The 13017-nt window shown below is 70.0% G+C and carries 12 protein-coding genes; 9 read left to right on the top strand and 3 right to left on the bottom strand.

Annotated features, from left to right (window positions below; genetic code table 11):
• Positions 1-22: 22 nt before the first annotated feature.
• Positions 23-727 (top strand): hypothetical protein, encoded by a 705-nt coding sequence (locus MLJ35_RS03495; RefSeq protein ID WP_243383015.1) that lies wholly within the window; start codon positions 23-25, stop codon positions 725-727.
• A gap of 30 nt (positions 728-757) precedes the next feature.
• Here MLJ35_RS03495 and MLJ35_RS03490 read toward each other — a convergent pair whose 3' ends face one another.
• Both MLJ35_RS03490 and elbB read right to left on the bottom strand, forming a co-directional pair.
• Entirely contained in the window at positions 758-2014 is a 1257-nt protein-coding gene (locus MLJ35_RS03490) for an acyl-CoA dehydrogenase family protein (RefSeq protein ID WP_243383013.1), read from the bottom strand.
• A gap of 376 nt (positions 2015-2390) precedes the next feature.
• The gene (elbB, locus tag MLJ35_RS03485) at positions 2391-3068 is read right to left on the bottom strand and encodes an isoprenoid biosynthesis glyoxalase ElbB (RefSeq protein ID WP_243383012.1); all 678 of its coding nucleotides are present in this window, start codon (positions 3066-3068) and stop codon (positions 2391-2393) included.
• Positions 3069-3213: 145 nt separating this feature from the next.
• On the opposite strand from elbB, the gene MLJ35_RS03480 reads away from it, so the two are divergent.
• The 7 genes from MLJ35_RS03480 to MLJ35_RS03450 are packed head-to-tail and all read left to right on the top strand — an operon-like array spanning position 3214 to position 10404.
• Positions 3214-4371 carry a pyridoxal phosphate-dependent aminotransferase gene (locus MLJ35_RS03480; protein WP_243383009.1) on the top strand — a complete coding sequence of 386 codons (1158 nt, stop codon included), beginning with the start codon at positions 3214-3216 and terminating at the stop codon, positions 4369-4371.
• Between the two features lie 18 nt (positions 4372-4389).
• The gene (locus MLJ35_RS03475) at positions 4390-6432 is read left to right on the top strand and encodes a DUF4178 domain-containing protein (RefSeq protein WP_243383005.1); all 2043 of its coding nucleotides are present in this window, start codon (positions 4390-4392) and stop codon (positions 6430-6432) included.
• Positions 6432-6611 carry a hypothetical protein gene (locus MLJ35_RS03470; protein WP_243287879.1) on the top strand — a complete coding sequence of 60 codons (180 nt, stop codon included), beginning with the start codon at positions 6432-6434 and terminating at the stop codon, positions 6609-6611. The genes MLJ35_RS03475 and MLJ35_RS03470 overlap by 1 nt, the downstream gene beginning before the upstream one ends.
• Positions 6611-6829 carry a DUF350 domain-containing protein gene (locus tag MLJ35_RS03465; protein WP_243383002.1) on the top strand — a complete coding sequence of 73 codons (219 nt, stop codon included), beginning with the start codon at positions 6611-6613 and terminating at the stop codon, positions 6827-6829. The genes MLJ35_RS03470 and MLJ35_RS03465 overlap by 1 nt, the downstream gene beginning before the upstream one ends.
• Before the next feature lie 10 nt (positions 6830-6839).
• Positions 6840-7217 (top strand): GxxExxY protein, encoded by a 378-nt coding sequence (locus MLJ35_RS03460; protein WP_275976367.1) that lies wholly within the window; start codon positions 6840-6842, stop codon positions 7215-7217.
• A 27-nt stretch (positions 7218-7244) separates the two neighbouring features.
• Positions 7245-8786 (top strand): polyamine aminopropyltransferase, encoded by a 1542-nt coding sequence (locus MLJ35_RS03455; protein ID WP_243382997.1) that lies wholly within the window; start codon positions 7245-7247, stop codon positions 8784-8786.
• Between the two features lie 10 nt (positions 8787-8796).
• Positions 8797-10404 (top strand): FAD-dependent oxidoreductase, encoded by a 1608-nt coding sequence (locus MLJ35_RS03450; RefSeq protein ID WP_243382995.1) that lies wholly within the window; start codon positions 8797-8799, stop codon positions 10402-10404.
• Here the strand turns inward: MLJ35_RS03450 and MLJ35_RS03445 are convergent.
• Positions 10375-10905, bottom strand: coding sequence for a SixA phosphatase family protein (locus MLJ35_RS03445; RefSeq protein WP_243382992.1), 531 nt, complete (start codon positions 10903-10905; stop codon positions 10375-10377). The two genes, MLJ35_RS03450 and MLJ35_RS03445, sit on opposite strands and share 30 nt — an antisense overlap.
• A 288-nt stretch (positions 10906-11193) precedes the next feature.
• Here MLJ35_RS03445 and MLJ35_RS03440 point away from each other — a divergent pair, with 288 nt between their 5' ends.
• On the top strand, positions 11194-12990 hold the full coding sequence (locus MLJ35_RS03440) for a DUF2339 domain-containing protein (RefSeq protein WP_243382990.1): 1797 nt from the start codon (positions 11194-11196) through the stop codon (positions 12988-12990).
• The last annotated feature ends 27 nt before the right edge of the window (positions 12991-13017 follow it).

Here is a 13017-nt window from a genome sequence, read left to right as displayed (position 1 = left end):
TCAGTCTCTCTAGACTGTTCCCATGCCCCGTTCCTCCTCCGCCCCCTGGGCCCTGCCGCCCGAGCTGCCCTGGCCGCGGTTTCTGCGGATGCTGCGGCATCCGGAGCCGCCCCGGGGATGGCTGGAGGCGGCAGCGGACCTCCCGGAGCTGAAGAAGCGTCCCCTGCTTCTCCGGTGGATCGCCCAGCACCCCAAGGCCACCGCCCACCTGCGCGCCTCGCTCATGATGCGCCTGCCCTGGCGGGCCCTGGCGGCAGTGGCGGTGGACCCGGCGGCCCACCCCCAGGCGCGCCAGCAGGCCATCGAAAAGCTCCAGCAGCAGTGGGCGGCCATGACCACCGGCGAGCGCCGAAGCCTCGCTCTGCACGCCCCGCGGCCCTTGTGGGCCCTGGTGTGGCGGGCCCCCGACGCGGGCGTGCTGGCCGCTCTCCTCCAGAATCCCAAGCTGGGCCTGGAGGCCCTGGTGGCCCTCATCCAGCCGCCTCTGCGCCCTGCACAGGCCGAAGCTCTGGCCACCTCGCGCTGGCGCGAGGTGAGCCCCGTGGCGGACCAGGTGCTGCGCGCCCTGGACCGCAGCCTGGCCCTTCCGGAATCCGGCCTCGCCCTCGGGCATGCCGCCCCGTGGATCAGGGCCCTGGACGAGGAGGCCCGCATCCTTGCCGCCAGCCGGATCCTGACGCCCGCCCTGCGCCGGATGGTGCATCCGCGGCGGGAACCGGAGGGCTGAAGGCGTCAGTGAGGCCTCCAGACAGGCCGGTCACTCGAAGACCTTCTCCTCGGGAGCCACGGCGTTCACCGCATCGGCCTCCAGGTCGCGGCCGGGGAGGGGCGATTTGAGGAACTCGCGATAGAACTCGTGCTGGATGACGAGGTCCATGATCTCGTTGGTGCCCGTCCAGATGAGGATGAGGCGGATGTCGCGCAGGAGGCGCTCCAGCGGGTAGACGTTGGTGTAGCCAATGCCGCCCAGCACCTGCATGGCGTGGTTCACCACGGACCAGGCCGTGTCCGTGGCGAACTTCTTGGACTCGGACACCATGCGCCGCACGCGCCCCGGGGCGATGCCGCCGTGGTCGATGGCGCGCCCCGTCTCCCGGCAGAGGGCGCGGGCCGCCTCGAGCTGGGTAAGGGACTCGGCGATCTTGAAGGAGACGCCCTCGAAGCGCCGGATCTCCTGCCCGAAGGCCTTGCGCTTCGCCGCGTAGCGCGCGGCGATCTCCAGCCCAGCCCGCGCCATGCCCAGGGCCCCGCCCGCGCTGGTCATGCGCTCGGGGATCATCATCTGGTCGAAGACCTCGGCCCCCTGGCCGATTCCGGCCTCGCCGCCCAGCACCTGGGCCAGGGGCACGCGGCAGTTCCGGAACCGGAGCCGCCCGGTGCCGCCGCCCCGGGTGCCCATCAGGCCGTAGACATGCTCCACCGTCAGGCCCTCGCCCCGCTCCACAAGGAAGGCCGTGATGGACCGCCGGGGATCGCCATCGTCCGAGGTGCGGGCGTAGACCAGGAAGACATCCGCCCCCTCGGCGCCCACCACGAACCGCTTCTGGCCGTCGAGGATGAAGGCATCCCCGTCACGGACGGCGCGGGTGGCGGCCCCGAAGAAGTCCGATCCGCCCCGGGGCTCCGTAAGCGCCTCCGCGGGCGCGAGTGTCCCCGCGATCATGGGCGCCAGGTAGCGGCGCTTCTGCGCCTCGGTTCCGAAGTGGACCAGGGCCTCCCCCACGATGGACACCAGCGAGTAGAGGCAGCCGAGCGAGGTGCCCAGGACGCCGACCTCCTCCAGCGCCGCCAGCTCGGTGGTCCAGGGCAGCGCGCGCCCTCCGTAGGCCTCCGGAAAGCGGAGGCCCAGCAGGCCCCGCCGGCCGGCCTCCGCCAGGTAGTCCTTGGGGTACCGTACCCGCTCCGCGTCCATGTCCAGCAGGAGGTCCCGGGGCACGGCCTTCACGAAGGTCCGGACTTCTTCCCGCAGGCTTCGGGTCCGCTCGTCCAGCAGCTCGTCCGGGCAGGTGGTCATGGGGCCTCCTTTAGAGTGCCTAACAAAACCCCGACGGGGCCGCGAGAAAGCCAGGTGGGATGCACCGCAAGAAAGGGCCCGCAGGGCGATGCGGGACATCGTTCAAGGGCCGTGACGCCGCGGGGCGCCCACCTGGCTTTCTCCCTCCGGGCGAGGGCCGGCGGGGAGGCTCCACCTCCGCGAGGAACGAGCGGGTGGGCCCTGCGGGGCAGGGCCCACCAGGTGGAGGGCGATGCCGCTTCGCCCTCCGTCTGACGGCACGCCTTGCGTGCCTCCCACTCGCCTACGGCTCGTGGAGCCGGAGCCTTCCTCGCCTTCCTCGCCTCGCTCGCCCGGCGACCCTCGCGCGGCCCCATGGGGGTTTTGTTAGGCACTCTTAGCAGCGCTTCAGGACTTCGGCCACGCAGCGCTCGATGCCGACCCACACATCGCTCAGCCGTGCGTCGTCGAACATGTAGGCCGGTGTGGTGACGAGCTTGCAGGTCTCGTCGATGACGATCTGCCGGGAATCCGGCGTGTCCTTGTGCCGATGGCCCAGCTTGGTGACGGCCGCGGCGCAGCCCGCGTCGTTGCCCAGCGTGAGGTCGGCGGAGGCCTTCCCGGAAAGCGCCAGGGCCACCAGGGCCGGGGCGATGCAGATGGCGCCCACGGGCTTCTTCGCGTCGAAGAAGGCTCGCACGAACGCGGCCACGTCCGGCCGCACGTCGGCCTCGGCGCCCTTGAAGGCGAAGCTGCAGTGGTTCTTGGCCACGCCGTAGCCGCCGGGCATCACCAGGGCGTCGTAGTCGCCGGGCTTGGCCTGGGCGAGATCCAGGCACTGGCCCACGCGGGCGATGCGGCTGGATTCCTCCAGGATGTTGCGGGTGGCGCCGGGCACGGGCTGGCCCGTGACGTGGTTGATGACGTGGTGCTGGTCGGCGTTGGGGGCGATGCACTGGAAGGCGGCCCCGTGCTGGTCCAGGGCCAGCAGCGTCAGCACCGCCTCGCGCACCTCCGCGCCGTCCAGGTGGCCGCATCCGGCCAGCAGCACTGCGACCTTGGGGGTCTTCGCCATGGGAGCCTCCTGATTTGTGGGTCGATTATCCCGCGAAAGACAAACCGCCAACCGCAGAGAACGCGGAGAGCGCAGAGAAACCCTTCTTCCCTCCGCGTTCTCAGCGTTCTCTGCGGTGAGCCAGCTGTTCGATTAACCTAGCCCCATGCACTTGTCGTCGCGCCTCCCGCACGGTTTCGAGCCCAACGCCCTGTCGGCGGCGCTGGGGCGGCTGCGGGCGGAGGGGCGGGAGATCCTGGATCTCACGGTGTCGAATCCCACCCGCTGCGGATTCAATTACCCGGAGGATGAGATCCGGAAGGCGCTCTCCACACCGGCCGTGCTGCGCTACGATCCGGACCCGCTGGGAACCCGTACCACCCGAGAGGCCGTGGCCGCCCACCACGGGCACGGGCTGCGGGCGGAGGACCTGCTGCTCACAGCCTCCACCAGCGAGGGCTATGGCCTGCTCTTCAAGCTGCTGGGCGATCCCGGCGACGAGATCCTGGTGCCCAGCCCCAGCTACCCGCTCTTCGAGTGGCTGGCGCGTCTGGAAGGCCTGCACGCCCGTCCCGTGCCCTCCTACTTCCATGACCGCTGGCACCTCGACCTGGGCGCCCTGGAGGACGCGGTGAGCCCCCGCACCCGGGCCATCGTGGTCGTGAACCCCAACAACCCCACGGGACACTTCCTGTCCAAGGGCGAGTGGGACGCTCTCACGGCCCTCTGTGCCCGCCGGGGTCTGGCCCTGCTGGTGGACGAGGTCTTCGCGGACTACGCCCTGGAGGCTCCGGCGGACCGGCTCCCCACGGCCCTGGACGATGCCGCACCGCCCTGCCCGGTCTTCCTGCTGTCGGGGCTCAGCAAGGTGGCCGCCCTGCCCCAGCTCAAGCTGGGCTGGATCGCCGTGCGCGGCGTCGGCGCCGAGGCGCACCTGGAGGCTCTTGCCTTCCTGGCGGACCAGTATCTTTCCGTTTCCGCGCCGGTCCAGGCCGCGGCACAGGCCCTTCTGGCCCTGGCGCCCGGGATCCGTTCCCAGGTGCGCGCCCGGCTCTCCGCCAACCTGGCAACCCTGGACGCCGCGCTCGCCCGACACCCCCGCCTCACCCGGCTTCCCGTGGAAGGCGGCTGGTCGGTCCTGCTGCGTCGCCCCGCCGTGGACGCTGATGAGGCCTGCGCCCTGCGCCTGCTTGAGCAGACGGGGGTGCTCGCGCATCCGGGTTCCTTCTTCGACCTGCCGGGGGACGGCCACCTGGTGCTGAGCCTGCTCACGCCGGAAACGGGCTTCCGGGAAGGCCTCGACCGGATCCTTCCGATCCTCTGACATAATTCGGCGATCCCCATGAGCCCCCTCACCTCCTGCCCCAGCTGCGGTGCCCCCCTGAGCTTCCGGCCCGGAACCATGGTGGCCGTCTGCTCCTACTGCAAGGCCCTGGCGGCCCGGCGCGACCGGGATCCCGAGCTCATCGGCAAGGTGGCCGACCTGGTGGACACGGGCTCGCCCCTGGGCCTGGGCGCCACGGGGCGGCATGCCGGGCGCTCGTTCACCCTGGCGGGCCGAGTGCAGCTGAAGCACCCCCTCGGCGGCGTGTGGGACGAGTGGTACCTGGCCCTCGACGACGGCCGCTGGGGATGGCTGGCGGAGGCCCAGGGCCACTTCTACCTCACCTTCACCCAGGCCCCCCACGGGGCCCTGCCCGCACCAGCAGACCTGCAACCGGGCGGCCTGGCGGATCTGGGACCGGACGGTCTCTGGACCGTGGACGAGGTGAGCGAGGCCGCCTTCCACAGCGCCGAAGGCGAGATCCCCTGGGCCGTGGAGCCGGGCGCCACCTACCGCTACGCCGACCTCTCGGGCCGCAACGGCGCCTTCGCCACCCTGGACTACGGCGAGGAGCCGCCCCTCTTCTTCCTGGGCCGCGAGGTGTCGCTGGCGGAGCTGGGAATCCAGGGCGGCACGCGGAAGCCTCCAAAGGTCGGCACCCAGGCCCTCAACTGCCCCAAGTGCGGCGGAGCCCTGGCGCTGCGCGCGCCGGACCAGACCCAGCGGGTGGGCTGTCCCAGCTGCGGCAGCCTGCTCTCGGCTGAAAACGGAAAGCTCGCCTTCCTCAAGAGCCTGCAGCAGTCCCGCCAGGATGTGGTCATTCCGCTGGGTGCGGAGGGCAATCTGCGTGGCCAGCCGGTCACTTGCATCGGCCAGCTGCGCCGGAGCTGCGCCATTGAGGGCACGACCTATCCCTGGAACGAGTACCTGCTGCTGGATGACCGCCACGGCTTCCAGTGGCTGGTGCAGAGCGAGGGCCACTGGAGCCTGGCCGTGGCCGTGGCGCCCGGCGAGATTCCCCAGGCCCGCGACGGCCAGAAGAACCTCTTCGCCCAGGGCCGTACCTGGCGGCGCTTCCAGGATGTCGAAGCGATCGTCGAAGGCGTGTGGGGTGAGTTCTACTGGCAGGTGGAGCAGGGCGAACGGGTCGAGGTGGCCGAGTTCGTGGCCCCGCCCCAGAGCCTCACCCGCGAACGCCAGACCCACAAGGGCGGGGGCGGTGAGGTGAACTGGAGCCTCTCCACCTATCTGGCGCCGGCGGAGGTCTGGTCCGCCTTCAAGCTGCAGGGCGCCCCGCCGGAACCCATCGGCATCGCGTCCTTCCAGCCCAACCCCCACAAGGCCGCCCTCGCGAAGTCCGCCCTCTGGCTGGTGGGCGCCCTGGGCCTGCTGCTGCTGCTCGTGATGGCGGAGTCCATCACGCACCGCAATGAGGAGCTGTTCCATCGGCAGCTGGACCTGTACGACCTGGCCCGGATCCAGACCGGGGCCCCCGGCGCCGCCGGCCCGGGCATCCCCGTGCGCAGACCACCGACCCCAGCGGTTCCCATGGCCCCAACGACACCCGCGACCCCGGCGGAACCCCAGGAGCCGGTGTTCTTCTCCGACCCCATCGAAATCAAGGACGGCCACCAGAACCTCGCGGTCACCCTCAACGCTCCCGTGAACAATAGCTGGGTGGGCGTGGAGGGAGCCCTGGTGAGCGAGACCACGGGCGTGGCGGAACTCTTCCTGGTGGAATCGAGCTGGTACCACGGCGTGGATGGTGGCGAGTCCTGGTCCGAGGGGGGCCGCGCCGACACGGTATTCCTCAGCGCCGTGCCGCCGGGAAGCTACGTGCTGCGCCTCGCGCCCCAATGGGACGGGAAGGTGCCGCCGGTCCGGCTGATCGACGTGAAGTTGCGCCAGGGGGTCATGCGCTGGCTCTACCCGGGCCTGGCCCTGCTGGCCATCCTGCTCGTGCCTCTGCTCATGGTGTTCCGCCTGGTCGCCTTCGAGAGCCGGCGCTGGCAGGAGAGCATGTACGCGCCGAACGCGGGCGCCTCCGGGAGTGACGACTGATGAGGATCCTCTACCTGCTCTTCCTCGGCGGTGGGTTCAGCCTCATGGTGGCCAACGGCTTCTTCGGCCGGGAGTTCTTCGGGAACCGCCGCCGCGCAGACCTGCCGCCCAGCGTGCGCCAGACACCCGGCGCCTACCGCACCTTCCTGCACAACAACGGATTCCACGGGGGTAAGTGATGATCACGGACCAACTGCTCCACCAGCTCCTTGTCGCCGCCATCTTCTCCGTCCTCGGCCTCGTCATCCTCGGCGTGGTCTGGCTCCTCCTCGTGAAGGTCCTGCCCTTCTCCCTCCGCAAGGAGATGGAGGACGACCAGAACGTGGCCCTGGGCATCGTCCTCGGCAGCCTTATCCTGGGCATCAGCCTCATCATCGCCGCCGCGATCCATGGGTGATTTGCCACAGATGAACACGGATAAACACGGATTGGAAGCCGTGTGCGAAGCCATCATCGGGGCCGCATTTCGAGTCAGCAATACGCTGGGCTCGGGCTTCCTCGAGAAGGTCTACGAAAACGCCCTCGCTCATGAGCTGAGGGCCGGCGGCTTCCAGGTCGCCCAGCAGCTTCCGATCAAAGTGATGTACCAGGGTGTCGCAGTTGGTGACTATGTCGCAGATCTTCTCGTGGCCGAGTGCGTCCTCGTCGAGCTGAAGTGTGTCAAACACCTCGAAGACATACATGTGGCCCAATGCATCAACTACCTCCGCGCCACGGGGCTGCGCAGGGCCTTGATTCTCAACTTCCACCATCCCAAAGTCGGCGTAAAGCGCATCTCTCTATGACCCATCCGTGTTCATCTGTGTCCATCCGTGGCTAATTCTTCTCCTGAGATCCCCCAGACCACACCGACGCTCAAGGCGCCGCTGCTGTTCATCAGCGTGCTGCTCATCGCCAGCTGCGGGCTGATCTACGAGCTGGTGGCCGGCACCCTGTCGAGCTACCTGCTGGGCGACTCGGTGATGCAGTTCTCCACGGTGATCGGGGTGTACCTCAGCGCCATGGGGCTGGGGTCCTATCTCTCGAAGTTCATCCAGCGGGGCCTCGCGCGGCGCTTCGTGGACCTGGAGCTGGGCGTGGCCCTGGTGGGCGGCTTCTCCGCGCCCATCCTCTTCCAGGCTTTCGCCCACACCCACGCCTTCCGGGTGGTGCTCTACGGCGTGGTGATGGTCGTGGGCACGCTGGTGGGCCTGGAGATCCCCATCCTCATGCGCATCCTGAAGAACCAGGTGCGCTTCAAGGACCTCATCGCGGGCGTGCTCACCCTCGACTACATGGGCGCGCTGTTCGCCTCGATCCTCTTCCCCCTGCTCTTCATGCCCAAGATGGGCCTGGTGCGCACCAGCCTGTTCTTCGGCCTGCTGAACGCCACCGTGGGCCTCTGGTGCACCTACCTGCTGGCCACGCAGCTGGGACCCACGCGGCTGATCCGCCTGCGCTGCCTGGCGGTCATGGCCCTGCTGGCGGTGGGCCTGGCGTTCGCCGGGAAGTTCACGCTGGTGCTGGAGGAGGAGGTCTTCGCCGACGAGATCGTCTACGCCAAGGACAGCCCCTACCAGCGCATCGTGCTCACCCGGGGCCGGGGCAGCTTCCAGCTCTTCCTGAACGGCAACCTGCAGTTCTCCTCCGCGGACGAGTACCGCTACCACGAGGCCCTGGTGCATCCGGCCTTCGGCGTGAAGCCCGATGCGAAGCGGGTGCTCATCTGCGGCGGCGGCGACGGCCTGGCTGTGCGCGAAGTACTGAAGCACCCTTCCGTCCAGGAGATCGTGCTGGTGGACCTGGACCCCGCCATGACCGACATGGCCCGGTTCCAGCCCATGGTGCGCCAGCTCAACGGGGCTTCCCTGGAGGACCCCCGCGTGAAGGTGATCAACGCCGACGCCATGGTCTGGCTCCAGGAGAATCCAGGCCCACCCTTCGACCTGGCCCTGGTGGACTTCCCCGACCCCAACACCTACGCCCTGGGGAAGCTCTACACCTCCCGCTTCTACCGCCTGCTCCAGCGCCGCCTCACCGATGACGCCATGATCGCCGTGCAGAGCACCTCGCCCCTCATGGCCCGGGAATCTTTCTGGTGCATCGCCGCCACCATGGAGGCCGCGGGCCTGAAGGTGCATCCCTACCACCTCGCCGTGCCCTCCTTCGGTGTCTGGGGCTTCGCCCTGGCCTCCAAGCGCGATTTCGCCATCCCCACGCACGTGCTGCCGGGCCTGCGCCACCTCTCCGACGAGACCACGGCCGCCATGTTCGCCTTCCCCAGGGACATGGACCGTGTGCCCACCGAAGTGAACCGCCTCGACAACCAGGTGCTCGTCCACCTCTACGCCCGGGAGTGGCGGCGGTGGTCGTGAGGCCACAGCCATGAAGCGCCGTGACTTCCTCGCGGCGGGAGCTCTGTCCGCAGCTGCCCTGGCCTGCCGGCGGAAGCCGGAGTTCCCATTCCAGGGCGAGCTGGTGGGACCGGATCTGTCCCTGGGCCACTGGCTCCGCGGCGGGGCGTTTCCGGATCCGGAGCGCTTCGAACCGGTCTCCGTACTGGTGGTGGGCGGCGGCGTGGCCGGTCTCAGCGCCGCCTGGCGCCTGGCGGGCGCGGGCATGGACGACTTCCGCGTGCTGGAGTTGGAGCGGGATCCGGGCGGCACCTCGCGCTCGGGGCGCAACCACGTGAGCGCCTTCCCTTGGGCCGCCCACTACCTGCCCGTGCCGGACCGCGGGAACCACGCGGTGCTGCGCCTGCTGGATGAGTGCGGCGTCCTGGAGGGTTTCGATGCCAAGGGCGACCCGCGCTTCGCCGAGGAGGCCACGGTGCGATCGCCCGAGGAGCGGATCTTCGCCTATGGCCAGTGGTGGGAAGGGCTCTACCTGCGAGCGGGGGCCAGCGCCGAGGATGAGCGCCAGTACCATGCCTTCTTCCACGAGGTCGATCGCTGGGCGGCGTTCCGCGACGCGAAGGGGCGTCCGGCCTTCAGCATCCCGCGTTCCCGCTGCTCGGACGCACCGGAGGCGGTGGCCCTGGATGGCCTCTCCTTCGCCGCCTGGCTCGATGCACGCGGTCTCTCCTCGCCGCGCCTGCGCTGGCTGCTGGACTACGCCTGCCGGGACGACTATGGCTCCCGACTGGACACCACCAGCGCCTGGGCGGGCCTCTTCTACTTCGCGGCCCGGAAGCAGGGGCCCGGCGAGGACTCCCGGCCCCTGCTCACCTGGCCCGAAGGCAACGGCTTCCTCGTGGACCACCTGCGTCGGCCCCTCGGCGACCGGCTCCGTTGCGGCGTGTTGGCCGTGGCCATCCGCGAGGAGAAGGACGGCGTCCTGGTCACCGCCTGGGACCACCTGAACCAGCGACGGATGGGCTGGAAGGCGAGGCGCGTGATCTTCGCGGGGCCGCAGCACGTGGCCCGCCATGTGGTCGCGGGCCTGGCGGAGGCACGCCCGGCCGCGGCCCGCATCCGGAACGCGCCCTGGATGGTGGCCAACCTCACCCTGCGCGCCCGCCCCAAGGAACCCACCTTCCCCCTGGCCTGGGACAACGTGCTCCGCGACAGCGAGGCCCTGGGCTACGTGGCCGCCACGCACCAGAGCCTGAAGGACTACGGGCCCACGGTGCTCACCTGGTACCGGCCCTTCGCCGGTGCCGACTGCGATGCAGAACGGGCGAGGCTCCGCGCCATGGACTGGCCCGCCTGCGCCCGCATGGTGATGGATGACCTCCGCCCGGCCCATCCGGACCTCGAAGGCCTGGTGGCGCGGCTGGACGTGATGCGCTGGGGGCATGCCATGGTCCGGCCGGCGCCGGGCCAGATGTGGGACCCCGCCTTCCTGGGCCTTGCCCGGCCCTTCGGGGCCGTCCACTTCGCCCACACGGAGCTCAGCGGCCTGGCCCTCTTCGAAGAAGCCCAGGACCACGGCGTGCGGGCCGCCGAGGAAGTGCTGGCCGCCTCAGGACGCCGCGGCGAGAGCTGGCGTTAGCTCCTGCACCTTCTCCACCAGTCGGGCCTCGCCTTCGGCGGGGATGGTGACGATCCAGATCCGGTCGTAGGTGCCCAGCGACCAGTAGGGTACGGGCCCCTTCACGCCCAGGGCACGAACGAGCTTCTTCATGAGGTCGTGATGCCAGCACACGATCACGGTGCGCCCCCGCTGGGAACGGAGGATCTCCGCCGCCAGGGCCGCGCTGCCGTCCTTCGGCCGGACAAGGGGCGTCAGGCCGAGCCTGGCCGCAGTGGGGGCGAGGGTCTGCTGCGTGCGCCGCAGCTCCGACGTGTAGAGCGCCGCCGGGTGGAAGCCCGCCAGCACGGGCGCCAGCGCCTGGGCCCGGTGCAGGCCGGCCTCGGCCAGAGGAGAGTCTCCGTCGAACAGGGACTGGCGTTCCGCGTGCCGGACCAGGACCACCGTGGTGTCCTGCGCGGTGAGGCCGACCGCGAGGACGGCCAGCCAGAGCGAGAGGAAGGCGGATCGGACCCCGGTCATGAAACCTCCGCATCCGAGGTTAACGGAGGTGTGCCTCCCCTGTGATGGCGGACACATGATCTCCCAGTGACCTGGAAAGTCCCGACACGTGCGGTGATCTGTTTTTTCTCAGCATCTCCGGCATTGGAGCCATCAGACCCCTCCGCGCATGTGATAACACGATTCATTGTTTTCTTTATGAGTCGTTTGGAATGAATTTCCATGACTTGACGCCCCCTGAACCGGGGTGAGGATGGGTCCAACTCATCCATCCATAGATCTCGGTCCCACCTCCCCAGAGGAAGGTCCATGTCCACTGCCCAGGTTCCACCCCTGAAGGCCCCACCGGGCGAAGCCCCGCCGGCCGGAATGGAGTCCCGCCTTGAGGCGCTGGCGGACGTGGTCCGGGGCCTGGAGGCCCGGGTAGGGGCCCTGGAGGCGGCGGTCCGGACCTCGCCGACACCCACGGGAGCATCCTCGGCGCCAACTGCCGGGGCCACTCCCGCGGTGGATGCGCTCCTGCCGGAACCCGCCCTCCCAAGTCCCACCCGCGTCCTGGGCCTCGTCGGACGGGTCTGCCTCATCCTGGGCGGCGCCTACCTCATCCGGGCCCTGGTGGATGCCGGCACCCTTCCCCATGGCGTGGGCGTGGCCATGGGACTCGCCTACGCCGCCACCTGGGCCGCGCTGGGGAGCCGGGCCCGGCGTCCCCTGGACGCCGCCTTCCGCACCCTGGCCTCCATCCTCATCGCCTATCCATTGATCGTGGAATCCTCCACCCACTTCGGCATCCTGGCCCCGGGACTGGCAGCCCTCATCCTGGTCGCCGTCGCGGCACTGCACGCCGCTGTGGCCTGGCGCAGGGACCTCCACGCCATCCTCTGGACGGCCACCCTGGCCGCCCTGGGCTCCGGCTTCATCGTGATGATGGCCCGCCGGTCCATCGAACCCTTCGCGGCGGCCTTTCTCGCCCTGGGCGCCGGGGCCCTGTGGCTCACCTACGGGCGTCGCTGGCACGGGCTGCGCTGGCCCACGGCCCTGGCGGCGGATGCCGGCGTGCTGATCCTCACGCTCCTCGCCACCTTGCCGGGTGGCGCGCAGGGCATCTATCAGGGGCTGTCCCTGGGACGGGCGCTGTTCCTGGCTCTGGCCCTGGTGGGCATCTACATCGGCAGCTTCGCGGTGCGGATGCTCCAGCGCCGCCGGGTGGTGAACGCCTTCGAGTTCATCCAGACGGCCCTGGTCCTCCTCGTGGGCTTCGGGGGCGCCGTCCGCGTCGCCCAGGCCTCGGGCTCGGGCACGGTGCTGCTGGGCGCGGGAGTCTCCCTGGCGGGGGTGGGCTGCTATGCCGCCGCCTTCCCCTTCGCGGACGACCGGGAGGAGACCCGGGCGAACTTCAACTTCTTCACCTTCCTGGCCCTGATCTTCCTCCTGCTGGGTGGGCCCTTCGTCCTGCCCCTGCCCGCGTTCGCCACCCTCGCGGGAGTTCTCGGCCTGGTGGCCATGCTGGCCGCGTTGCGCCTGCGCCGGAAGGTCCTGGTGTACCAGAGCGGCATCTACCTCACGGCCGCCGCCCTGGCCTCCGGGCTCGGTTCCTGGGCACTCCACGTGTTCATGGATCCCGCCAGCCCCACCGCCGCCCCTTCCATCGCGGGGCTGGTCAGCCTGGCCGCGCTCTTCGCCACCCTGGCGATCTTCCTGGCGCGCCGGCCGCCGGATCCCGTCACCGTCCTGATGCGCCCCGCGATCCTCGTGATGGGCGCCCTGGCCACGGCAGGCCTCGGCGCTGTGGCGATCTGGATCTGCTGCGGCGGCAGGACCCCGGATCCCGGAGGCCTGGCCCTGGCCCGGACCCTGGTGCTGTCGGCCCTCGCCATCGCTCTGGCCTGGCTGGGGCGGCGCGTGCCCGTGCTGGAGCTGCGGTGGATGGTCTACCCGTTCCTCGCCGTCACCACGCTCAAGTTCCTGTTCGAGGACATGGCCGTGGGACGGCCCCTCACGCTCTTCCTGGCCTTCATGGGCTTCGGGGCGACGCTCATCCTCGCCCCCCGCCTGCTGAAGAACCCGGCGGTCCGGGACGCGGACGAGGAGGAGGACGCCCCATGAAGCACCCCTCCCGATCCTCCTGTCCGG

It is taken from the genome of Geothrix alkalitolerans (assembly GCF_022808885.1).
Lineage (GTDB): Bacteria > Acidobacteriota > Holophagae > Holophagales > Holophagaceae > Geothrix > Geothrix alkalitolerans.
This window is presented reverse-complemented; position numbering and strand designations above follow the sequence as displayed.